The organism is Arthrobacter oryzae (genome assembly GCF_030812315.1).
In the GTDB taxonomy this organism is placed as follows: Bacteria; Actinomycetota; Actinomycetes; order Actinomycetales; family Micrococcaceae; genus Arthrobacter; species Arthrobacter oryzae_B.
In genome coordinates, this window is the sequence record NZ_JAUSSM010000006.1 from 161,504 (window position 1) to 184,340 (window position 22,837).

Consider the following 22,837-nt stretch of genomic DNA (forward strand, 5'->3'; position numbering starts at 1 on the left):
TCAGGCGGGGCGGATGATCCGGCGCTGCGTGGCGACGGAAACCGCTGCCGTGCGGTTCCTCAACGCCGAGCTTGCCGTAGATGTCGCGTGGACCCCCTGCCCGCCCTCGGCGGCAACTGAATGAGTCCTCAACAGCTCATACATTCCGCGAAAGGAATATTCATTGAAAACCGCGTCAACGTAACCCACGAGTACCCGGAGACCGCCCGCCAGAGGGCGGAGGAACTTCTGGAGATTGTCGGGCTCAGACCGGTCCGCGGCAAACGCCCGCACCAGCTGTCCGGCGGCCAGCGTCAACGCGTGAACATTGCCCGCGCCCTGATGGGACGCCCCGCCGTGCTCCTCGTGGACGAACCGACAGAGGCGCTGGACCACTCGCGGAGCGAAGAGATTGTCCGGCTCCTGCGGGAGGTCACCGACGAATTCCGCGTGGCCACCGTGATGGTCACCCACGACACCGAATTCGTGGCGCTGACCAATGCCGTGGCCACTATGCGGGATCGACGGATCTCAGCCCGTCAGCCCTCCGGCAGCGCCCCGTCACGGGCTTCATCGTAGGCGTCCCTGGCGTCCAGGATGCTGGGAACGTTTGACTCGGCCCACTCCCGGAGGACCGCGAGGGGGCCCAGCAGCGACTCTCCGAGGCCGGTCAGCTGATAGTCGACGCGCGGCGGGACTTGGGCGAACACGGTGCGGGTGATCAGCCCGTCGCGTTCAAGCGTTCTCAGGGTCTGGGTCAGGACCTTGGGCGTGATGACGTGGACGTGCTTGCGCAGTTCGGAGAAACGGACGGGGCCGTCAGCCAACACCTGGACCACAAGCGACGCCCATTTGTCCCCGATCCGTTGGAAAACAACGCGGGACGGGCATAGCGGATCCATGATGTCGGCACCGGGCATGAGACCAGGCAAAAGAGTATCCAATGAGCACCTCATTTCGCAGAAGCCATCGGTATCCTATAGATACTAACGGAATTCCTACGGTACCAAATGCGAGGAGCGGCATGAAAATCGCAGTGTACGGTGCCACCGGGATGGTGGGCGGCCAGATCGTCAAGGAGTCGCTGCGGCGGGGCCACGACGTAACGGCCATCTCGCGGACGGGCGCTCCGGTCCGGGGTGCGACGGCATGCAGCGCCGAACTGGCGGATGTCCGCACGTTCGCCAACATAGCCAGGGATCACGACGCCGTCGTGCTGGCTACGGTGCCCAGCCGCACCGGCGGCGACCACGGCGAATGGCTTGCGGCCATAACGGCCGCATTCGGCCATGCCGGCGATACCCGACTGCTGGTGGTGGGCGGATCCGGGGCGCTCGAAGTCAATGGCATCCGGTTGTGCGAGTCCCCCGGCTACCCTGAGCCGTACCGGCCCGAAGCCCGGACCATGGCCGCCGCCTACGACGAGATCCGGTCCGCTCCGGAGAGCCTCAACTGGACAATGTTGGCCCCAGCTCCCGTCATGCAGCCCGGTGCCCGGACCGGCACCTACACCACGGCGGCGGACTCGCCCGCCGGCCCGTCCATCTCCACGCAGGACTTTGCCGTGGCCCTGCTGGATGAGTTGGAGACTCCGTCCCACCACCGCGCCCGCTTTACGGTGGCAAACCCTGAAGGCATAGATGCCCGGCACACGCTGGACCGTCCCGTTTCCTGAGCTGGACGGCTAAAGGCCCAGCCGGGGCAGCGGCAAGCCGAATATGTCCTTGAGTGCATATTTAGCAGCATGGAAGCCCGGCATGCCGGTCACTCCGGGACCGGGCGGCGTTGATGAGGAGCACAGGTACACACCGGCCAGGGGCGTGCGCCACGGCACGGGGCTGATCACCGGCCGCTGGATCAGCCCGCGGAGGTCCATGAGCCCGGCAGCGAAGTCTCCGCCGACGTAGTTCTCGTTGTACTCGGCCAGCCCGGCCGCCGTCGTCACGTGGACCCCGACCACGAGGTCCCGGAAACCCGGGGCGAACCGTTCCAGCTGGGCCGAAACGGCCTCGGCCATATCAACCGTTGAACCCGTCGGGACGTGGCAGTAGGTCCAGAGGACCTGCCGCCCCATCGGAGCACGGGAACTGTCAAACCGTGACGGCTGGGACACCAGGACGTAGGGCCGTTCCGGGTGCCGCCCGGCAGCCACAAGGTTTTCGGCCTCTGCCATCTCGGCGCGTGAGCCGCCTACGTGGACCGTTCCGGCGTCGGCCAATCCGGCAGCTTCCCACGGAACAGGTCCGGACAGGATGAAGTCCACCTTGCAGGCAGCGTTGCCGAAACGGAAGGACTCCAGCTGCCGTCGGTAGCCGGCAGGCAGGCTGTCCCCGGCAAGCCGGAGCAGTGCCGGCGGCGCAATATCAAGAAGTGTCGCCTTGGCCGCCGGCAGCTCCTCCAGGGAGCCGATCCGCCGCCCGGTTTCGACCGTCCCGCCGTGGGCTTCGATGTCCCGGACCATGGCCCGGGCGATCGACACGGACCCGCCCACGGGAATTGGCCAGCCCTGCGCGTGGGCCAGCGTTCCGAGCATCAGCCCGGCCCCTGAAGGTGCCAGGGACGGCAACCGCCCCACGGAGTGCGCGGCGACACCGGTCAGGAGCGCCGGCGCCAGTTCCTCGCGGAACCTGGCACCCCATGCCGGTGAGCCCTGCTCGAGTGTCCGCAGCCCGAAGAGGATAGCAGCGACCGGATCGTGGGGGACCCGCAGGAGCTGATTAAGGGTGAAGTCGGCAACGCCGTTCGCCCGTCGCACGAGGGGTGCCATCAGCCGCCGGTACGCAGGACCGTCGCGTCCCAGCCCCGCGACGGTCCGGTCCAGCGAGTGATACGCCAAGGCTGCCCGGCCTCCGTCCAGGGGCGATCCGAAGGAGAGCTCCGGCGTGATGAGGTCAACGCGCCGGGACAGCTCGAACGCCCGGAAGAACGGCGACGCAAGGGCCATGGGCTGCACGGCAGAGCAAATGTCGTGCAGGTGGCCCGGCTGCATCAGCTCGGACGTCCGCAGCCCGCCGCCCGGCGTGTCGGCTGCCTCATACACGTGCACCTTGAGGCCGGCGCGGGCCATGGTCACCGCAGCGGCGAGCCCGTTTGGGCCGGAACCGACGACGGCGACGTCAGGCATTGCTGGCTGCCCGCCGCCAGGGGAGGACCGAGGCCCCAGGGTCTCCGGGATTCAACCGCAGCCAGTCCCGGGCGCCGTCGAACGGCCCGCCCTGGGGATCGTCGAGTTTATGGCGGCGGATGACGTCGTAGCCCGGGTCCCAGATGTCCCAGGCCACGCGGACCATAAGGTACGCCGTGGCAATCATGTGCAGGGCGACTGCCAGTACGTAGTAGGGCATATCGATATTGTGCTGCGTCGGGCCGCCGCTGGTCACCTGGCCCAGGTACATCCACACGGCCGCCCAGTGCAGTCCTTCGATCCCCTGCCAGATGAGGAAGTCGCGCCAGCGCGGACGGGCCAGGGCCAGCAGGGGGATCAGCCAGATGACGAACTGCGGGGAGTACACCTTGTTCGTGAGGATGAAGGCCGCCACGATCAGGAAGGCCAGCTGTGCCAGCCGTGGGCGGCGGGATGCCGTCAGGGCAAGGATTGCGATGAGCACGCAGCTGATGAGGAACAGGTTGAGGGCGAGGGTGTTGATCGCCTCCGGCCCCAGGACCGGCCATTGCAGGCGTCCGGCCACAAGGTTGTATGCGAACCAGGGGGAGCTGTAGCCGGCTGGGCGGTCCTCCGTGAATTGGTAGAAGTACTTCCAGCCGGAGGGGTTCATCGCGGCTATGGGGATGTTGACGGTGAGCCAGGCCGCGGCTGCTGCGGCAGCGGTGACCAGCAGCGGACGGATTTTCCCCGTGCGAAGGGCCAACAGGAGGATAGCCCCGAATACCAGGACCGGATACAGCTTGGTAGCCGTACCCAGGCCGATGAAGATACCGGCCAGCACCAGCCGGTCGCGCGAGAAGAAGTACATGCCTACCGCCAGCAGGCCAACGGCCCACATATCCCAGTTGATCACTCCGGCGAGGATGATTCCAGGTGCGATGGCCACCATGGCCGCGTCCCACGGCCGGCGGCGGCTCATGCGAGCGGTGGCCAGGACCGTGACGATCCAGACGGCCGCGATCAGTGTTGCGTTGACGTCGAAGTACCCGAGGATGCGCGCGTCCGTGGCGCCCTGCCCGGGAACCAACATGGCTGTCAGTCCCGCGATGACGCCCATCAGGACGGGATACTCGAAGAAGCTGCCCTCGCTGAAAAAGGGGAAGGTGCCGTCACCCAGTCCCCGGTTGCGGAAGAGTTCCGGAAAATCCGAGTAGCACGTGGAATAGAACTGGCCCGGCGACTCCCAGCCGTTTAACCGGCAGTAGTTCTTGACCATGACGCTTGCCAGGGCGGCCAGCACGGTGAGGATGATGAGGACGCGTTCAACGGTGAAAATTCCGGGTGAGACGATGCCCGGTGCAGCCCGGTGACCCATGGGGCCGCCGATCAGCTCGGTGAAGTTCCTGAGCAGGAGATCGCTTCGGCTCGGAATAACCAGGCGGGACCGTTTTCGGTGCGCCGGCGGCATTGTCTCCTGCATTCCTCGAGCTTACCTTCGCTCTTGCGGGATCAGGACAGGCGAGAGCGGGCGGCCCGCCCGGGGGAGCCCCTCCGGCAAACAAAAAGCCCACGCGTCGCCGCGTGGGCTTTTTGGGCATGGATATCGATGGTTGCCATCAGGCCCTCCTGGTTGTTCCATCCCCGACTGCAGCCCGGGAATTTCAGAAAGAGGGTCCTGCCTTAGCGGATGACGCCCATTTGGTGCATTACGACGTATACGTCTTCACGCTTCTGGTCGAGGAGCTGGCCGTCAAACAGCGTTTTGTCCTTCAGGGCAGGCTGCCAGCCAAGGCGCAGTATGCTCCGGAGTCTTTTCATCATGGTTACCTCCTCCCGGGGTGTGTCTCGCCGGCGGCGGTGGCGGCGGGGTTGGATGCGGCGGTTTGCCTCGGTCGTGCTGACAGGGGTGCTGACACTGGTGCTCACAGTGAATCCTTTGATTGGTTGAATAATGAATTGGCTGGAAATGGGCATGACAATTAAGGCCAGTTAATTGCGGGAATTAATGGTTTGAATAAGGGCGCGAAAATGCCCGGTTAATATGTCCGCGAAAAAGCGCTAAACAATGAGTGGATTCGCTGAGCGAAGGGTGGCCCCTGGATGCAGTTACGCCGCAGTCCCCAACAAGAAGCTGGGTTCCGAACTATGGGGTGTTGCGTAACCGCACGGGCCCGCGTGGACGGCCGACTGCCGCAAGGCTTCCTTAGTCAGGAAGCCGAACACCGAAACTCCGGCCGCAAGGCAGGAATCGGCGCGGGTCAGGAGCCGGTCAGTCCGTGATTTGGGCGCGATTCAGCAACAGAGGCCGGGGACGCGGTGATGGTCATCTTCCATCCGCTAGTCAAAGTAATCATTTTTCCCAACCTCCTTTTCTGCTATGCCGCTGCTCAGTTGACTAACTGGACAACGCGCGCCGGTGACCCTGGCAGGACGCACTGGAGTCAGGAATAAAATTACACCAAGCTCAGGGCTTTTGCCTACTGAATTTGAAAGATTCCCCGAAATATTTGATAAATCGTCTTTATAGTCCCCAGCGGACCACGGCGGGGGTCTTCTTATCCCATCCGAGGGTGCAGACTTTCGCGGTTCCGAGGATGAAGTGCCGGCCTTCCTCAGGGTCGAGCCCGAGCCAACGCGCTGTCAGGATCCTGGAGAAGTGCCCGTGGGCCACAATGAGCACGTTGTCGAGTCCGGATTCCAGCACGCGGGCCACGATCTTGTCCGCCCGCGCTGCCACTTCCTCCAGGGCCTCGCCGTTGGGAACACCGTGCGTCCAGATCAGGTACTCCGGGTTGTCCTTGCGGATCAGGTCCGAACTGATGCCTTCGTAGTCCCCGTAGTTCCATTCCACCGCGAGGGGTTCCTGTTCGGCGTCGGGGAAGCCTGCCAGTTCCGCCGTGCGGCGAGCCCTCCGCAGCGGCGAGGTCAGCACGAGGTCGAAGTCGACGCTGTCGAGGACCTTCCGTGCCTCCACCGCCTGCTGCTCGCCTTCCACCGTGAGGGGAAGATCGGTGAGTCCGGTGTACTGGCCGCTCTTTGACCACTCGGTTTCACCATGGCGCAGGATCCAGAGCTGGGGGCGGGCAGTGCTGTTGAGTGACATCACTTATGACTCCTCGGTAGTGGAAAGTTCGACGCCGGCGGCCGGCTCGTGTTCGGCGGCTTCAGGCTGGTCCGCCCACCACTCGCGCAGCTTTGCCTCTGCTACTGCGGGTTCCAGCGGGCCGTGCTCCATGCGCTCTTCAAGCAGGAACTTGTAGGCCTTGCCCACCACGGGCCCGGGCTTCAGGCCGAGAAGGGCCATGATCTGGCCCCCGTCGAGGTCGGGCCGGACTGCTTCCAGTGATTCCTGTTCACGCAGCGCCGCGATGCGCGCTTCAAGGTCGTCATAGGCAAAGGACAGCCGGTCCGCCTTGCGCTGGTTTCGGGTTGTCACGTCGGACCGCGTCAGCAGATGCAGGCGGTCCAGGAGGGGCCCGGCGTCGGTCACGTAGCGGCGGACCGCGGAGTCGCTCCAGCCGGCCTCCCCGTAGCCGTAGAAGCGCATGTGCAGCTCGACCAGCCGTGCCACGGCCTTTATGGTGTCATTGTCGAAGCGGAGGGCCTTCATCCGCTTCTTGGTCAGTTTGGAGCCCACCATGTCGTGGTGGCGAAAGCTCACCGCACCGCCCGGCTCAAAACGGCGCGTAGCCGGCTTTCCGACGTCGTGCATCAGGGCGGCAAACCGCAGGACAAAATCCGGGCCGGGCACGGGGCCGTCAGCCCCGGTCTCCATCCCGGCGGCCTGCTCCAGAACCTGGAGGGAGTGTTGGTAGACGTCCTTGTGCCGGTGGTGCTCGTCGGCCTCCAGGCGCAGGGCGGACACTTCCGGCAGGACGAATTCGGCAAGGCCGGTGTCCACCAGGAGGTCTATGCCTACGCGGGGGTGCGATCCGCAGATGAGCTTCACCAGTTCCTCGCGAGTCCGCTCCGCCGAGATGATGGTGATCCGCTCCGCCATCCGCGTCATCGCCTGCTTTACGTCGTCGCGGACCGCCACACCGAGTTGGGAGGCAAACCGGGCCGCCCGCATCATGCGCAGCGGGTCATCAGAAAAGGACGTCTCCGGCGCGCCCGGCGTGGCCAGCACGGAGGCGTGAAGGTCGCGGACTCCGCCAAACGGGTCCACGAGTTCCATCGAGGGCAGGCGCAGCGCCATGGCATTGATGGTGAAGTCCCGGCGAAGGAGGTCCTCGGTCAGCGATGAGCCGAACGCGACGGCGGGCTTGCGCGACTCAGGGTCGTAGGCGTCTGCCCGGTAGGTGGTGATCTCAATCTGGAAACCGGACTTCCGCATTCCGATGGTGCCGAAGGCCCGACCGATCTCCCAGAAGTTGTCCGCCCACTTGCGGATCAGGGCCAGGGTCTGGTCGGGCGTGGCGTCCGTGGTGAAATCAAGATCGGGGGAGATCCTCCCCAGGAAAAGGTCACGCACGGGTCCGCCCACCAGCGACAGTTCATGCCCGGCGTCGACGAAGCGCTGACCGAGCTCCAGGACCACCGGGTCCACATGGAAATCGACGGTGTGGGAGTCGGACTTTTGATGTGCGTGCGCCATAGTTACTTAAGCTTGTCAGAAAACCACGCCAACAAGCACCAATAGGGGCCGCCGAACCACGCCGTTACGCCGCGGGTTCCGGAAACTGCGTCACACGCAGTCCACTTTCTTGTCATGTTCCGGTCATCACCAAGGGGCAAGAGTCGTTAGAGTGGACTTCATGGCCCATCCCGTACCGAGTGCTCCAGGCAGGAGGACAAACCCACCGTTGCCGTCGGCAATCGGTGCCCATGTCGCGCCCGCCCAGCACCCGGGGCCGGCCTCGCTGCCCACGGTCGAGGAAGTCTCCGCCGGGGGCGTTGTTGTTGACACGTCCGACGGCGAGCTGAGGGTTGCGATCATCGCCCGCCTGAACCGCGGCGGACGCCTCGAATGGTGCTTGCCGAAGGGCCACCCGGAGGGCAAGGAAAAGAACGAGGAAGCGGCAGTCCGTGAAATCGCCGAAGAAACGGGCATCAGCGGCAATATCCTGGCCCCGCTCGGCAGCATCGACTACTGGTTCACCGTCAGCGGGCACCGGGTTCACAAGACCGTCCACCACTACCTGCTCCGGGCCACCGGCGGCGAGCTGACCATCGAAAACGACCCCGACCAGGAAGCAGTGGATGTCGCCTGGGTGCCCATCCACGAGCTCGCACGCAAGCTTTCCTTTCCGAATGAGCGCCGCATTGCCGACCTCGCCAGAGAAGTCCTGCCGGAACACCTCTGAGGTCATGTGACTGATTCGATTAGGCGCCCGCGTGCGTAACTGCGCACTCTTGAGACGATGAAGGCCATGCCAGCAGCCAATCCAGCTACCCCCGAGCCGGGCTCGGCCGATTCCAGGACTGTCCAGCAAGGAGAGGCCCGTTCCAGCGCCATCATGGCGGCAGGGACCCTGGTCTCCCGTTTCCTTGGCTTCGGCAAGACGTGGATGCTCGGTGCGGCCCTTGGCCTGGGCTCCACCGTCAATGACACCTTTATCAACGCCAACAACCTGCCGAACCTGATCTTTCTGTTGGTGGCCGGCGGCGTGTTCAACGCCGTCCTGGTCCCCCAGATCATCAAGGCCAGCAAGGCACCGGACAGGGGAGCGGACTACATCAGCCGGCTCCTTACGCTGGCTGTCCTGGTGCTTCTGAGCCTGACCCTGCTCGTCACCCTCCTGGCTCCGTGGGTCATCGAGCTGACCACGCAGGGGTACTCGGCCGAACAGAAATCACTCGCGGTTTCCTTCGCGTTCTGGTGCCTGCCCCAGATCTTCTTCTACGGCCTTTACGCCCTGTTGACGCAGGTGTTGAACGCCAACGGGGCTTTCGGTCCGGCCATGTGGGCGCCCATCCTGAACAACATCGTGGCCATCGCCGGCCTGGGCATGTTCATCTGGATCCTCGGGCCCAACGTCACTAATCCCCACACGCTGGACAACTGGGGGCCGACCCAAACATTACTGGTGGCCGGGTTCTCCACCGTGGGCGTGGTGGCCCAGACCGCCATCCTGCTGATTCCGGTGTTCAGGCTCAGGCTGGGGCTCCGTCCCAGGTTCGGCTGGCGCGGGGTGGGGCTCGGCCAGGCCGCAAAACTGAGCGTCTGGACGCTGCTGACTGCCGCCGTCGGGCAGCTCGCTTTCCTGTACGTCATGCGCATTGCCACCATTCCGGGTGCCGAGCGGCTTCGCCTCGAGCACGCGGGGGACCTCTCCGCCGCTGCCACCCTGCCCGGCAACGCCGTGCTGGAGGTGGCCAGCCAGTTATACCTGCTGCCGCACTCCATCATCGCCTTGTCCCTCGCGACTGTGCTGTTCAACCGGATGACCCGGGCCGTCCAGGACGGGAACCGGGCCGAGCTGCGCGACGCCCTGTCCCATGGCCTCAGGACCATGGCGGTGGCCACGGTCTTCGGGGCACTGGCACTGTTCGCCCTCGCCGGGCCGCTGGGCATGTTCTTCTCGGGCGGCAAAGAGCAGGACGGCGTGATGCTCGCCCAGACGCTCACCATCCTGGCCCTCAGCACGCCGTTCATGAGTGCCAACTTCATGATGTCCCGGGTCTTCTACGCAAACGAGGACGCCCGGACCCCGTTCTACATCCAGCTCGTGCTGGCGCTCGTCAACGTCGTGGCGGCGTTCTGCATCCAGTTCCTGCCCTTCGACCAGATTATTTTCGCCATTGCCATCCTGTACACGGGCGGAAACATCCTGTCCGTGGTTGTGAGCGCGTTCTTCCTACGCCGCCTGCTGGGTCATCTGGACGGTCCGCGGATCGCCAACTCGTACATCCGAATGGGTTACGCGGCGCTGGGTTCCGCTGTGGCCGGCGCCGGTACGCTGTGGCTCATGGGCAGCTACAGTGCCGATGGATTCGCCTGGAGCGGCAGGATCGAGGCCTTGGTGACCATTGTCGTCGTCGGGCCTGTGATGCTCGTGGCATACCTGTTGCTGCTGAAGCTTTTCCGCGTCACGGAACTTCGCGACCTGTTGCAGCCCCTGCTGGGCCGGTTGGGCCGGGGCTCCGCTCCAGCCGCCGCACCGGCGGCTCCGGGGACGCCGGCGGGCACCGCTTCGGCACGGGAACGGACGACGGCGGAGCGCGCCACAGTTTCGGTCGATACCGGACTGATTCCTAGGATATCCGGAGAGTTCGATGCCGCATCATTCCGCGCGGGACCGCAGGTTCAAGAACCGCCCCGGCACGACGACGGGCAGCATCCCGCGACCGCGGGCGAATACCTCCCGGCAGAGGAAGTGCCCAACACGGCCCGCGGGAGCATCGTGCGTGAGGAGATCCCGCTGCCTGGCCGCAGGACCTTCCAGGGAACGGCCGGCCGCAACCCGTACTTCAGCAAGCACCGAAGGAAGAAAAGGTGACAACGCGGCGGTTTCACAGCGCCTGTCTCACACGGCCGTTATGCTCCATCGGCTAGGATCAGAAGCTAACTAGGGTAATTACAGACCAGAAATTAACCGGCTAACCGGTGTATCCGCTTTGGCATGACCGAGGCGGCAATTCCCCGGACAGTCTAGGAGGAACCCGTGTCCCACCCGATCGATGTTGGATCAGTGCTCGGCGGCCGCTACAAGGTCACCGCCACCGTATTGACCTCACACGACCATGATCTGGTGCTGGATGGTGTTGACCAAGTCCTCAACCGGCCAGTGAGCATCCTGGTTGCGGGTCCTGACAATGCGGAGCAGGTAGCCCAAAGCGCCCGTGAGGTTGCCACCGGCGAACGTCCCGGAAATGTGCAGATCCTGGACCTTGGCGTCAGCGATTCCACAACCTACCTGATCACCAACCACACGTCGGCCGCCGACCTCCTGGACCTCGTGGTGGCATCCAACCCGCCCTACGTCGAGCCCTTCTTCACGGACACCCTCGGCAGCGAAATTTTCGGCCAGGCCCGTTCCCACGAGCCGGAGACCTATGACGGCCTGTACGACGAAGAAGAAGTTGACGCCGGCTACATCAATTACGGCAACAACCAGCCCGCCGGACAGGAACGCAAGAAATCATCGCCCCCGGTGGTTCCGCCGGTTGTCCCGGCGCGCGTTGCACCGGCGCGCCCGTCGTCGGCGCCATCCCTTGGCTCCTCCGGCGCCGGTGCTGCCAACGGACGCGGATCCGGTGCAGGGGCTGCTGCTGCCGGTGCCGCCGGGCTCGCGGCCGGTGCCGCAGCGGCGGGCAAGTCGTCCAGGGAGCCTTCCACCGCGCCCCAGGCGACCACCCCGCAGCAGGCGGTTCCCCAACAGGCCAGCACACCGGCGTCGGCCCCCAGCGCGCAGCGGAACACAGAATCGCTGAGTGCCCAGGCCTCGGCTGCTGAATCTCCAAAAGTGTCCCTGTGGGCGGACGATGACTACGACTACACGGATGAAGCGGCGCCCTCCACCGGACCAGCCAAAACAGCACGGGAACGCATGGCTGGCACCTTCCCGGCCTTCGCCCGGAACGGTCGGGACGACGAAACAGACGAATATTATGACGACGAAGAGCCTCCAGAGCGCGAGCCCCGGTCAATGCGCTGGCTCGTGGGCGGGCTGCTGGCTGCCGTATTGGTAGTTGGCCTCATCTTTGCCGTATCCAACCTGGGAAGCCTGTTTAAGAGCGAGCCCCAGAGTAATCCCGTTCCAGGAACGTCCGGCACCGCGCAACCCCAGACGTCCGGGCAGGCCACGCCCAGCGCATCTGCGCCGGTGGCAGGTCCGCCGGCGGTCGAGGGCGTCTCCCGCCTGGGTGACTTTGATTTTGCCGCCACCTACGACGGCGACCTTTCCAAGACGTTCGACGGCAACGGTGCAAGCTATTGGTCGGACATGGAGTTCGCCACGGACAACTGGGGCGGCCTGGCTCCTGACGTGTCCCTCGTCGTCAAGCTGAAGAATCCCTCGAAAGTCTCTTCCATCACGCTGAGCCAGCTGGGCGGTTCCGGCGGCAGCATCAGCGTGCTGACAAACGACCGCCCGTCCATGGAGGGAGCCAAGCAGGTTGGGAGCAACAGCTTCACCTCGCCGGACCTGACCATGCCGCTGCCTGAGCCGGTTACGGCCCAGTACGTGATTGTGTCCATCAAGAACCTTCCCAAGCTGGCGGCGCCCAAGACGCGCTTCGGCTACGGGCTCCGCCTCGCCGAGATCAAGGTTCAGTAGGGGACGGCACGCCCGGCAGCAACGGGCCCACCGGCGCGTTGGAGGCCCGGTAACAGGGCGTCTCCCAGCCCAGCAAGGCGGTACCCTGAGTGGTGGCGTCTTGTTGGGCTACCGCCTACCCCGGAATATTCAGCACCAACAATGGGTTGTGCCATGTGGCCGGCCATCAAAAGCAGGCGCATCGACTAAGGAAGAGGTTCACCGTTCAGTGAGCAACGCAGAAAACACCGCGTCCCAGGTACGTGATGTCATCATCGTCGGCTCCGGCCCTGCAGGCTACACGGCTGCAGTCTATACGGCACGAGCCAACCTGAAGCCTCTGCTCCTTGCCGGTTCCGTTACGGCCGGTGGAGAACTGATGAACACCACCGATGTGGAGAACTACCCCGGATTCCCGGAGGGAATTATGGGTCCGGACCTGATGGAGAACTTCGAAAAGCAGGCCGCACGCTTCGGAACGGAAATCCAGTTCGAGGACGTCACCGCACTTGACCTCGACGGCGACATCAAGACCGTCACCATCGCCACGGGAGAGACGTTCCAGGCCCGCTCCATCATCCTCTCTACCGGTTCGGCTTACCGCGAGCTCGGTCTTCCCAACGAGAAGCGACTGTCAGGCCACGGCGTTAGCTGGTGTGCAACCTGCGATGGTTTCTTTTTCAAGGATCAGGACATCGCGGTTATCGGCGGCGGAGACTCCGCCATGGAGGAAGCACTGTTCCTCACCAAGTTCGCCAAGTCAGTCACAGTGGTGCACCGCCGGGACACGCTCAAGGCATCCAAGATCATGGGCGACCGGGCGCAGGCCCACGAGAAGATCAACTTCGTGTGGAACACAGCCGTTGAGGATGTGCTGGGCGGGGACAAGGTCACCGGCCTGAAGCTGAAGAATCTTGTGGACGGCACCGAATCTGAGTTGGCTGTAACAGGCGTCTTCGTAGCCATCGGAAACGATCCGCGCACCGAGCTCATCAAGGACACGCTGGACCTTACGCCGGAGGGCACCATCGCCGTCGAGGGCCGCAGCTCCAAGACGAGCGTCAAGGGCGTATTTGCTGCCGGCGACGTTGTGGACCCCACGTACCGCCAGGCCATCACTGCATCCGGCTCGGGCTGCGTTGCAGCCATCGACGTCGAGCACTACCTCGCAGACTTCCACGCCTAAACAGCGCACTATTGATCCGAAGGGAAACAACAAGGCAATGAGCAACGCAAAAGACGTAACGGACGCAAGTTTCAGCACGGATGTACTGTCGGCCGACAAGCCGGTCATCGTGGACTTCTGGGCGGAGTGGTGCGGTCCCTGCCGCAAGCTGGGCCCCATCCTGGACGAGATCTCTGTCGAGTACAGCGAGAAGGTCAATGTCGTCAAGGTGAACGTCGATGACAACCCGGCTATTGCTGCCGAGTACGGTATCACCTCGATTCCAGCTGTCTACCTGTTCGAGGGTGGCGAGGTGAAGAACACCGTCATCGGTGCCAAGCCGAAGCAGTTCTTCGAGAAGGAATTTGCCGACGTCCTCTCGTAGCACGCTGGCCGCTTAAGGGCGGATCAAGCGCCGTTGACCACGCAGACCCCCGGACTTGCGGGGCGAAACGGTGGCCATCACTCAATCAGGGTGATGGCCACCGTTTTCGTTTCACGGTTCGGGTCGTGTCCCGGCGCGTCGGGAGTACGTGTCCGCAGTGCAAGTAGCCATTTGGGGTGGGAATCGAACTTTGAGGCGCCAGTGGGTCCGGACGGTACCGGGGGAGGACTGCAGAGATCGGATTCAGGCAAGGGGCTTACGTGGCAGCCGGCCATCGACGGAACCTAAACTTCGGTCAGTTGGTTCAGGCGATACTCTTCTGCAGAAGAGGCTCACAGTGTGACCGGAATTGTGCCCCTACCTGGGGTCACCCAAACTCGTCCGACTGGGGTGTCAAGGCATCTGGAGGCGAAGAATCACAGGCTGGCCGGCGGCGGAGAGATGGCTTCGCAACGATGGTCGGCGGCCGGATCTCAAACATTCGGGCCTTGGCGGCAATCAGGCTAACGGCCAGCTCCTGACGGCGAGTGTTTCACGTGAAACACTGGGCCGATCCTGACGGTGAGTGTTCACGTGAAACACGCTAATCTGAGTTCCTGAGAGCCTGCGGGGCTACTGGCACCGAACCCTCATCGGCCCTGGAATCGCGACAAATACAGCGAGACTGTCCAGGCAGCAACTCAGTCTACGAAGGCTGATGGGGTCGGAGCGGAGTGCGGGCGTGGGGGACGGGTGGATTGGCGGAAACCTACGTGTGGACGCACCCGCTGGCTCAACAGTGTCTGCGGGCTGACGTTTCACGTGAAACAACCGCCGCCCCATGTGCCTATTTCCCGCCCCAGGGTGCCTCGAGCCCACGACTCCACAGCACCCGTTGATTCTTACACCCTCGATCCCAGCCCAGGCACGTCCGGGCATGCCAGGTGATCTACCTACTGACCGCCCGAGGCCCGGCTGACCTCAGGATGGGAAACTGCATCCCCACCTCGGCATTGTGTCCGCCGAGAAAAACCTGCAAAAGCGCCGCCTCGTTGACATCAATCGAACCTACGAGCATAGTTCCCACCCCCATGGCGGAGCGAAGCCCCTCGGGAACTAGTCGCTGAATCAGTCAGATCCACATTGCTCCAAAATGAAGTGCGCTCCAAAAACCTTGGGAGATTGCTCGAATCTGCACACCTCGTGCAAAGGAGGAGTCGTGACATGGCAAGGCGGCCCTCATGGGTTTGCTGCCTCGCGTACCAGCAAGTTCCGGTCGGAGGACCCGCTACTTGTGCGTTGATGCGCTCATGTCGGGCCGTTGCGCCTGCTGCGGGTATCCCTTGTGCCTGCACTTGAATCCATCTTGATTTCTTCACCGGTGGTCGGCTAGCTGCCTGCACAAACCAAATGCGTGTTGCCGATCCAGGATCCAAATCGGTATTGTCGCCGCCGGAACATCGCACGCTTGGCAACTGGAACGACGGCCGGTCAGCGAGAATGCCCAAACCCAGAACCCGTGGCGTGAACAATCCATTGGGGACTGCTGACGCAACGGCAGCAGTCCCCGACAATGCCCAACCGCTCGTCCAGGTATAGCGAACGCAGGATCGGAGCCAGGGGCGACGTATGTTTCACGTGAAACATAGCTGGCGGCTATCAATTGCCCACCGCAGAACGCGGCTCAGCCACTACCTCCAATTGCGAAGCTCGATGCGAAACCGGTGCGCAGCAGAGTCCCGCCTGCGGAGTGTTGATTTCGCATCCTGTAAAAGGTGAGAAAGGCCAGAGCAGGAAGCAACCCTGAAGCTCGCAGTCGACCAGAAGGCCCTGGTCCTGTACTCCGAGGAAATGTTGGAGAGCCGGCGCCTCCTGACGCCGTCGAACCGCGCGAACACGACGTGCACAACTCGATAGCGAACGTCCACACACGCCGACTGCGGCTTCGTGGCTGCGCATTCCTCGACGACGCGTTCGTCGACTATTCGGGGGCGGTCATTCTGCCATCAACAGATTCCAGTTCCTTAAGCAGTGCACAGCCTCCGATCCTTCCGGTGTTAGACCGCCCTGATGGTGTCCGCCGACCAGAAGCTCAGTGAGAAGGGGCTCTGTTGTAAGTGACTACTGTCGTGGTTGTACATGACTACTGTCGGGGCAACCCTAGGACGCCACGCGGGGCTTCGAGGCGGCCCGAGCGACGCACCGCACTGCGCGTCGGTAGCTATATCGGCCGGGGTGAGCAACCGCCCCGAGCCATCAGATGGCTCCGAGGCTTCCTGTTCAGGGCATTCGGGAACCCGCGAACTGCTCCACGCCCCCGCAGTACGGGGACGGCCAGAATGGCCACCGAAGATGAGGGCCATCAACTCGGCACGCACATAATGTTTCACGTGAAACGGAAATTCACACGACCTGTGGGAATTCATCAGGCTCTTGTCCGCTTCCTGCAGAGTGGACCCTGAGTACAGGCACAGGGGATCCAACAACCGCATGATGAATAGCCGCCGTCGGATGCCGGGCTCTTGGTTGTCGCTGCCGCGGGCAGAGTCCGTTTGCACCAGGCCGGCACTGGACCCGGGTCCGGGACTGTTCCAGGCCAGGTGGCACGCAAGCCCAGCTGACGGCATCGGCTGCGCGAGCCAAGGAAGACGGGCTCCAGTCACGTACGTTTCACGTGAAACACTGATTTCGCATGCGCTTAGTAACCGATCGAGATTTCACTGCGTCGTCCAGACAAAATCTTGAGAACAGTATTGGGCAACGCACGAAAGGAAGGCACCGATCCGGGGCCCAGATGAAAGGGCTCCCGCCCAGCCGAGGTCAGCGAATACACCGACCTTAGCCTCCCGTCCTGCCAGTAGGGCGCATGGACCTCGACAGTCGCTACAGCAGGCCACTCGAGGCAGTCTGGCTCCGCCATGTACTGGGCCCCACCATATGGTCTGCCCAAGGATTCTCCGCTTGGTCGCTGATAAGCCAGCTGGGACCACAAACCGGCAAGCAGACACTGAGTCCGCACCTCACTCATGCAGTTAGCCTGCGCACACACAGCAGGTCCTCTCTTGAACCATCATGTGCAAGATAGCCAGTTCGTACTGCGCAAGAAGCCATCCTTGCCCACACTCATGCACGTGCCTGTCCATACAGATGCCAAACCGGCTGCCCTGCTGCGGAGACCGCCCGTCAACCAGCCCTCCGAGGTCCCGGCCACGCTGGCAGCCTATCCATCACTGCACGACTGGCCTATGCTTTTGTGCCTCCAATGGGATCTCAAGGTACGCGCCCAAGAACCATCACTGGGATGAACTCAGACACCCACGGAACTTCTGATATTTCCGATTCTATTGATGTGCCACCCCGATCTGCCAGACATCCTGACCTGGCCGCACCGCATCTCGCGAACTGTGACCGGATCCTGATGCGGCGCAGACCGGCGATGATCGACCCGCTCCACAATGGCCAGATACGTCGGCGGGCAGACAAACCATCTGCACGCGCCCAAACCACTCGCACACTACGTCGCCGATGCTGCTCTCCGTCGCCACCTGAGATGTTCCATGATGAAACCCTGGCCCAGCATTTTGACCGGGTCAATTTACGGCACCCTGCAGATATTGCCCGCAAGGTACAGCATCACGACGTACGGCATCACGACGCGTAGAGGGGCGCTACTCTACTGCCGCGAGCAACCCAGCCCAAGGCTGAGAAGTCGTCGTACAGCAAACTGCCCATTTGTGTGGATGATGCCTGCCCTCGGTTCATAAATGGAGACAGAGGCCGTGCTGGGGATCTGGAGTGATCACCTTTCGGTGGTGTCGACGCACGTCCGCTTCACCCAGGCCGGCGAAGAAGGAGAGAAAGAAGAACATTCCACGGATTGCGGATAACTCCGGTCACTGGCAAAACACCCTGTTCCCAAGGTTGACCACTCACCACAACCTCACCTTTGATGTGCGGCAGTGTGGCGTAGCCCTGTTCTGGAGGACTGCGCAATAGCGTTCTGTGGGCCACTCAGACTCTGCCGCAGCGCGTTGATCGAATCACTCGGCAGCAACCATCCATCACCAGCGGTGCCGGTTTAGGGATGACAGCTTCCGCTCGCTAAATGTTCCCGTCCCACTTACACGCAGAAAGGCACTGACTAGACCGAGGTTGAGCGCACAGGGGGAGCACATGCAATTCACCGCCGAGACGACTGGCGCCCGACTTTTCCCCAGTCTTGATCCATTTCTCCACAGAAGATATCCACATGCTTATCCACAGGGCCATCGAGGGAGGAGCCCCTGTGATGCTCGACATATACGGCAGGATTAGCGGTCGGCCCTGCAGTGTGGCAGGAGTCACTTAATGCGGCGCTTGTGAAGGGTGCTGACTAGTCGGCGCGATAGTCTTGAAATCGCCCCAAAATCGGGCCATATTCGCTGAAATTGCCAGAATTGATCCTAATTCTGGCCCGGAAAGCTCGGAGTGCGATGTTTCACGTGAAACACGTTAGGCGGTAGTGAAATGACGGTCCTTCGGCCCGCTGTGGCAGCCCCCGTGAGATACGAATGGAGAGCGTTAGACCACGGTCTATCCACAAAGTTATCCACAGGGATATCCACCGCGTTATGCACCGCCTTATGCACTGGCCCCATCATTTCGCTGGATTTCACCACGAGACTTGAATGCCCTCAGGTACCCTCGCGGTGGACTTGAGAGGACACCCGTAGCTGGAGCAGAGACACCTCCTCCAATGCTTGGGAGGCCAGGCAGAACCGCCATCCGCTTCGCCCGTTCAGCAGAGAAAGCCTCAACCCTTGGCCTTGTAGGATGCAAACTGTGGGCACACACCGAGGGCGCCTCAGCTGCATCCACCCCTGGATCACCGCCTTGATTCGCCAAGGAGCGATGCACGCGGACCCGTGGTCGCTGACCAAAATCACATTCCTGTACCAAGCAGCCGGCCTTGGCGGGCGCCAGGCTAGTTCACCGGACTCGCACGAGATGAGTCCGCCCACCTGGTTGGAAGGAGGAATCTATGCTCGTCACCTATCCGTGCAAACGATCAGATCGGGCGCACACGCATCGTGACAGGCGCAGCCAACAGGTGGTTCGCAAGGATGCGAGGAACTCGCCGCGCACCCAGCAGTGGGGTGAGTTGCCAGTACTTCTGAGCCACGTTACCGTGCTTCGGCGCCCCTACCGCGGGGGAGCAAGCTGCACCCCTGGGACGTTCGTTGGAGATGGCTGAAGCCATCGGTCCAGAATCTGCGCCTTCAGCGAAACCAAGGCTGCTGATTTGTGACCCTTGAATCGACTTCAACAAGAGTCGGCCCGCCTCTTCAGACAAGAGAAGGACTGACCAAACTGACCGTCCAAAACCCGGTCCGGGGCGAACAGGGATCAGACAAGCCTCGAGTCGACTTTGTCTACCCCAACCCGTTGAGCTCTCGCCAACTCCTGAAGCGGCTAGGGCCATTTCAAGGCACACCCAAGGTCAGCCAGACGTCACCGCCCCGACCAGGGAGCCAAAGGGGGTGGGGACAACTCATCGCCGCCAACCGTCGCCACCCACCGAGCGATTATCGCGTGGCCGCAGTTCATTGCTGAATAAGTATGATGACTTGTCTGAGCACCTGTTGTTTCATCGTTTCACGTGAAACATCCAGCCTCCGCCCCGATGGGTACCGCCAGGCGGTATCTCCAAACGGCGCCAGCTGGCTTCTGTGTCGGAGCAAGAGCAGGTCCGAGCAGTGGCGAACGGTTGAACCCCGGCGGACTTCGCTGACAAGCAGACCTCACGATAAACCCAGCATGAAGCGGGTGGGGCGGTGGGGCGGTCATACCGCTGTTGGATGCAGGCTACGTGCGTTCAGTACGGTTGGCTCCCCATTGGCCATTCACAACTTAGCCCTTAGTTCACGCGACGGTGACTGCCGATGTCCGGCGTCCTCGGCTGAAGGATGACGACCCAGTTCACCAAGATGATGACATCGTTTCACGTGAAACATCACAGGCACAGGCTCCCTCATCATCCCGGGCCAAGATCCTCGACTGCTGAATCGATGAACCAAGGGTTCTGCCTGTGGATCCGGACAGTCGTCTATCCACGTGGTCAGCAGGACTGTCGATCCACGCGGTCAGCAGCAGGACTAGGGCAGACGCCATTTGCGCTGCTGATTGCAACACTGTTCTGCCGTGAGGTCCGTAGGCTGCGACCCTGCTAAACAGAGACCCTGCACGAGAAGTGTTCAGCCCGCCGTGGACGGATATCCAGCAACCTGTCATCGACGGGAATCCTGCACCTCAGAGCAGTGAAAGTGCTCCAGCGAAAATCGTATGGAACTAGGTGCAGCTGCTGTGTGGATTTGTCGTCAGGCCCGTGGCCGCGGTCTCATCATCTTGTCCATAGCAGACGGCGGTGAATCGGGAGCCTGGGGGACTGTCCACTACGTTCTGGCCGGTCATACGTCCATGCAAGCCATCTTGCGACGATCTGCGGCGGAAGCTAGCTGATGAGGTTGGACGGAGGATCCGAATGCCGTCAGTTCATCCGCGATTGAAGGCATACTGGCACTGGTACACGGTGCTGGCAGGCCTTCTACTGCGGATGACGCCGCTACGCCTATCCGAGCTATTGACCACGCCCCTGGTCGCAGGTCGTCATGCCCAGTTCGCCCCTGGATTGAATGGCCGCCCACCATGTTTCACGTGAAACAGAACGGGGTCGCCCCGACGAAACCTCCCTGTCCCGACACGCAGCAAGACTCAAAGTGGCCCCAATTTCAGGCCACAAAACCTTGCCGCCGCCCACTGTCGAGGTCAATAGTTGCAAATCCTGCCTCGTCGTAAGCCTCAATGGCGATGACATTGACTTCTGGCACTCAGCTTCTCAGTCCCGCGACCGAAGTCCATCCGCCCAACCCACAGCCTCCGCAACCTCACAGGCCCCCTTCTTATCCTTCCCCTCCCGGGCGCCGCCCGGGCTCATGGTTGACGCACGGATTGCGCTTTATGGATTGATCGCAGTAGGGATTGATCGCATCGGCCGAGGAACATGCCACTGATCGAGCGGGGCTACACTGCCCGCACCACGGCAGAACGTGCGGTGCCGGTTGGCCCCGGGCGTTATCCTTTGAGCCGCTGGACCTGCGCGAGTGATGGAAATATGGGTCCCGACATAGTTTCCCGCCAGTAAGGCGCGAAAAACAGGCCCTTCGACACCGCTTCGACACCGCTTCGACCCAACGTGGCGCCCTGGGGACACCGTTCGCCGCTGAAAGGCCGTTGGATCAAGGTACGCCGGGGCGTAGGCTTACCGGCCCGCCGGATGCGTCAAAGATCATTCCAGCGGCCGGGCAGCGCCCACTGTGGGCTTCGGCGGGACGCATTCTGCGGGGCCGCCGGGACGCAATTGGGGGCTGATGTGACCCAATTAAGGAGCCCACGGGGGCCCGCCAACTCAGAAAACAGCGTGCTTATCCAGCCAAGACCTCTACAAGAGATCAGGCCGGTCCCTAGGCAGTTGCGGCGTGGGCCGTGAGCTACTTTTCAACAGCGTTGAGCAACGACAACAAGAGCAGCCAACACGGAGGTGGCCCAATTTGAGGAACCCGACTTAAGGATCGGACTCAGGAACCAACCCACACTTGACCCCACACCGGCGCCTAAAACATCCGCAGACGAAAAAGGCCTGTTTCACGTGAAACAGGCCCTTCCGTGTTGCCGATGTATTAGTTCTCAGAGCCGGGTGTCAGGACTTCCATAATCCGGTTCAAGTCTTCCACGCTGGCAAACTCAATGCTCACACGGCCCTTCCTGGCGCCGAGGGAGATCTTGACATTCGTGTCCAGCCGGTCCGAAAGAGATGATGCGAGGTAATCCAAGCGTTCGTGGCGTGCCCCGGGGCGGGGAACGTTGTTCTTCGCGGATGCTGCCGGGCTCTGATACAGAGTCACAGCTTCTTCGGTTGCGCGAACCGACATACCCTCGGCGACGATCTTCTGTGCCAAGCGCTCCATCGCAGCCGCATCAGGAAGGGCGAGCAGGGCACGAGCGTGGCCGGCGGACAATACACTCGCAGCAACCCGGCGCTGGACCAACGGCGGCAGCTTGAGGAGACGCAGGGTATTTGAAACCTGGGGACGCGAGCGGCCGATGCGGTCGGCGAGCTGTTCGTGCGTCGTGCCGAAATCCTCCAGCAGCTGCTGGTAGGCCGCCGCTTCTTCAAGCGGGTTCAGCTGGCTGCGGTGAAGGTTTTCGAGGAGTGCGTCCCGCAGCAGGTCATCGTCCGTGGTGTCCCTGACAATTGCCGGGATAGTTTCCATCCCGGCAGCCTGTACCGCACGCCAGCGACGCTCACCCATGACGAGCTCAAACGGTTCGCCACCTTTTTCGGTTGAAGTACGGACCACAATTGGCTGGAGAACGCCTATTTCACGTACTGAATGAATGAGCTCCGCCATGTCGTCCTCATCAAAGACGGAACGGGGCTGCTTGCGGTTCGGATGAATGTCGCCGACGGGGATCTCAGCAAACCTGACGCCGGGAACCTCCACCAGCTCTGGTCCGTCGTCGCTGGCCGGGGTCAACGCGGCCTCATCTTGGACAGCCGCGTCAGCGGACGCTTGCTGTGCGGCACCCGACCTGGCAGCCGACTTCCTGGCAGGAGCCTTCGAATCAGAGGACGCCGAGCCGCCGTCGGACTTCTTCGTTGCAGCCGAAGCCGGAGCAACCGCGGGCTTCGATGAATCTGACTTGCCGTCAGAGACTTGGTCCGCCGGTGCACTCTCAGCTGGCAATGTCTCAGAGCCTAGTTTTGCTGAGGCCGAAGCCGCCGCGTCCTCTTCAATGAGAACGCTGGCGGCAGTCGTCGGCTTCTTCCTTGCCTCCGGGAAGAAGAGGTCAACAGGGCGTGAAGGCGCTGCGCCGTTGCCGGAAGCGTTAGCCGGAGCGGAACTTGGAATGAGTGCGCCAAGACCACGACCGAGGCCGCGTCGCTTATCGCTCATGGGTAAATCCCTCCAATGGAAGAGCCCGGC

Annotated in this window: 14 protein-coding genes; 7 read left to right on the forward strand and 7 right to left on the reverse strand. The window is 62.6% G+C overall.

All coding sequences use genetic code 11. The annotated features are described in order from the left end of the window. The first annotated feature begins 120 nt into the window (after positions 1 to 120). Positions 121 to 558 (forward strand): ATP-binding cassette domain-containing protein, encoded by a 438-nt coding sequence (locus J2S97_RS13665; RefSeq protein ID WP_373460557.1) that lies wholly within the window; start codon positions 121 to 123, stop codon positions 556 to 558. On the opposite strand, the gene J2S97_RS13670 is transcribed toward J2S97_RS13665, so the two are convergent. Beyond that, a complete protein-coding gene (locus J2S97_RS13670) occupies positions 519 to 899 on the reverse strand; it encodes a winged helix-turn-helix transcriptional regulator (protein ID WP_307050298.1) in 381 nt (126 codons plus the stop codon). The genes J2S97_RS13665 and J2S97_RS13670 overlap by 40 nt on opposite strands. A gap of 104 nt (positions 900 to 1,003) precedes the next feature. Here J2S97_RS13670 and J2S97_RS13675 point away from each other — a divergent pair, with 104 nt between their 5' ends. Further along, positions 1,004 to 1,654, forward strand: coding sequence for an NAD(P)-dependent oxidoreductase (locus J2S97_RS13675; protein ID WP_307050300.1), 651 nt, complete (start codon positions 1,004 to 1,006; stop codon positions 1,652 to 1,654). Positions 1,655 to 1,663: 9 nt separating this feature from the next. On the opposite strand, the gene J2S97_RS13680 is transcribed toward J2S97_RS13675, so the two are convergent. From J2S97_RS13680 to J2S97_RS13700, 5 genes are all read right to left on the reverse strand, one after another. Beyond that, the gene (locus J2S97_RS13680; protein ID WP_307050302.1) at positions 1,664 to 3,103 is read right to left on the reverse strand and encodes a phytoene desaturase family protein; all 1,440 of its coding nucleotides are present in this window, start codon (positions 3,101 to 3,103) and stop codon (positions 1,664 to 1,666) included. Beyond that, positions 3,096 to 4,565, reverse strand: a complete 1,470-nt coding sequence (locus J2S97_RS13685) for a glycosyltransferase family 87 protein (protein WP_307050304.1) — start codon at positions 4,563 to 4,565, stop codon at positions 3,096 to 3,098. The genes J2S97_RS13680 and J2S97_RS13685 overlap by 8 nt, the downstream gene beginning before the upstream one ends. Positions 4,566 to 4,765: 200 nt before the next feature. Continuing rightward, on the reverse strand, positions 4,766 to 4,906 hold the full coding sequence (locus J2S97_RS13690; RefSeq protein ID WP_307050305.1) for a hypothetical protein: 141 nt from the start codon (positions 4,904 to 4,906) through the stop codon (positions 4,766 to 4,768). A 700-nt stretch (positions 4,907 to 5,606) separates the two neighbouring features. Beyond that, a complete protein-coding gene (locus J2S97_RS13695; RefSeq protein WP_307050603.1) occupies positions 5,607 to 6,188 on the reverse strand; it encodes a histidine phosphatase family protein in 582 nt (193 codons plus the stop codon). A 3-nt stretch (positions 6,189 to 6,191) separates the two neighbouring features. After that, positions 6,192 to 7,682: a CCA tRNA nucleotidyltransferase gene (locus J2S97_RS13700; protein WP_307050307.1), complete on the reverse strand. Its 1,491-nt coding sequence runs from the start codon at positions 7,680 to 7,682 to the stop codon at positions 6,192 to 6,194. Positions 7,683 to 7,842: 160 nt separating this feature from the next. Here J2S97_RS13700 and J2S97_RS13705 point away from each other — a divergent pair, with 160 nt between their 5' ends. The 5 genes from J2S97_RS13705 (at position 7,843) to trxA (ending at position 13,835) form a co-directional block, all read left to right on the forward strand. Next, positions 7,843 to 8,391, forward strand: a complete 549-nt coding sequence (locus tag J2S97_RS13705; protein WP_307050309.1) for an NUDIX hydrolase — start codon at positions 7,843 to 7,845, stop codon at positions 8,389 to 8,391. 66 nt (positions 8,392 to 8,457) lie between these two features. Then, on the forward strand, positions 8,458 to 10,527 hold the full coding sequence (murJ, locus tag J2S97_RS13710) for a murein biosynthesis integral membrane protein MurJ (RefSeq protein ID WP_307050311.1): 2,070 nt from the start codon (positions 8,458 to 8,460) through the stop codon (positions 10,525 to 10,527). A gap of 165 nt (positions 10,528 to 10,692) precedes the next feature. Continuing rightward, positions 10,693 to 12,306, forward strand: a complete 1,614-nt coding sequence (locus tag J2S97_RS13715; protein ID WP_307050314.1) for an ABC transporter substrate-binding protein — start codon at positions 10,693 to 10,695, stop codon at positions 12,304 to 12,306. A gap of 208 nt (positions 12,307 to 12,514) precedes the next feature. Further along, positions 12,515 to 13,471, forward strand: a complete 957-nt coding sequence (gene trxB, locus J2S97_RS13720; protein ID WP_307050316.1) for a thioredoxin-disulfide reductase — start codon at positions 12,515 to 12,517, stop codon at positions 13,469 to 13,471. Between the two features lie 37 nt (positions 13,472 to 13,508). After that, entirely contained in the window at positions 13,509 to 13,835 is a 327-nt protein-coding gene (gene trxA, locus J2S97_RS13725) for a thioredoxin (protein WP_307050317.1), read from the forward strand. A gap of 7,694 nt (positions 13,836 to 21,529) precedes the next feature. Here the strand turns inward: trxA and J2S97_RS13730 are convergent. Further along, entirely contained in the window at positions 21,530 to 22,807 is a 1,278-nt protein-coding gene (locus J2S97_RS13730) for a ParB/RepB/Spo0J family partition protein (RefSeq protein ID WP_307050319.1), read from the reverse strand. Between the last annotated feature and the right edge of the window lie 30 nt (positions 22,808 to 22,837).

Excerpts from the sequence above, each read along its gene's own strand:
- J2S97_RS13730 (WP_307050319.1), bottom strand. The coding sequence starts at position 22,807 with ATGAGCGATAAGCGACGCGGCCTCGGTCGTGGTCTTGGCGCACTCATT.
- J2S97_RS13670 (WP_307050298.1), bottom strand. The coding sequence starts at position 899 with ATGCCCGGTGCCGACATCATGGATCCGCTATGCCCGTCCCGCGTTGTT.
- murJ (WP_307050311.1), top strand. The coding sequence starts at position 8,458 with ATGCCAGCAGCCAATCCAGCTACCCCCGAGCCGGGCTCGGCCGATTCC.
- trxA (WP_307050317.1), top strand. The coding sequence starts at position 13,509 with ATGAGCAACGCAAAAGACGTAACGGACGCAAGTTTCAGCACGGATGTA.
- J2S97_RS13695 (WP_307050603.1), bottom strand. The coding sequence starts at position 6,188 with ATGTCACTCAACAGCACTGCCCGCCCCCAGCTCTGGATCCTGCGCCAT.
- J2S97_RS13685 (WP_307050304.1), bottom strand. The coding sequence starts at position 4,565 with ATGCAGGAGACAATGCCGCCGGCGCACCGAAAACGGTCCCGCCTGGTT.
- J2S97_RS13690 (WP_307050305.1), bottom strand. The coding sequence starts at position 4,906 with ATGATGAAAAGACTCCGGAGCATACTGCGCCTTGGCTGGCAGCCTGCC.
- J2S97_RS13680 (WP_307050302.1), bottom strand. The coding sequence starts at position 3,103 with ATGCCTGACGTCGCCGTCGTCGGTTCCGGCCCAAACGGGCTCGCCGCT.
- J2S97_RS13665 (WP_373460557.1), top strand. The coding sequence starts at position 121 with ATGAGTCCTCAACAGCTCATACATTCCGCGAAAGGAATATTCATTGAA.
- J2S97_RS13705 (WP_307050309.1), top strand. The coding sequence starts at position 7,843 with ATGGCCCATCCCGTACCGAGTGCTCCAGGCAGGAGGACAAACCCACCG.
- J2S97_RS13700 (WP_307050307.1), bottom strand. The coding sequence starts at position 7,682 with ATGGCGCACGCACATCAAAAGTCCGACTCCCACACCGTCGATTTCCAT.
- J2S97_RS13675 (WP_307050300.1), top strand. The coding sequence starts at position 1,004 with ATGAAAATCGCAGTGTACGGTGCCACCGGGATGGTGGGCGGCCAGATC.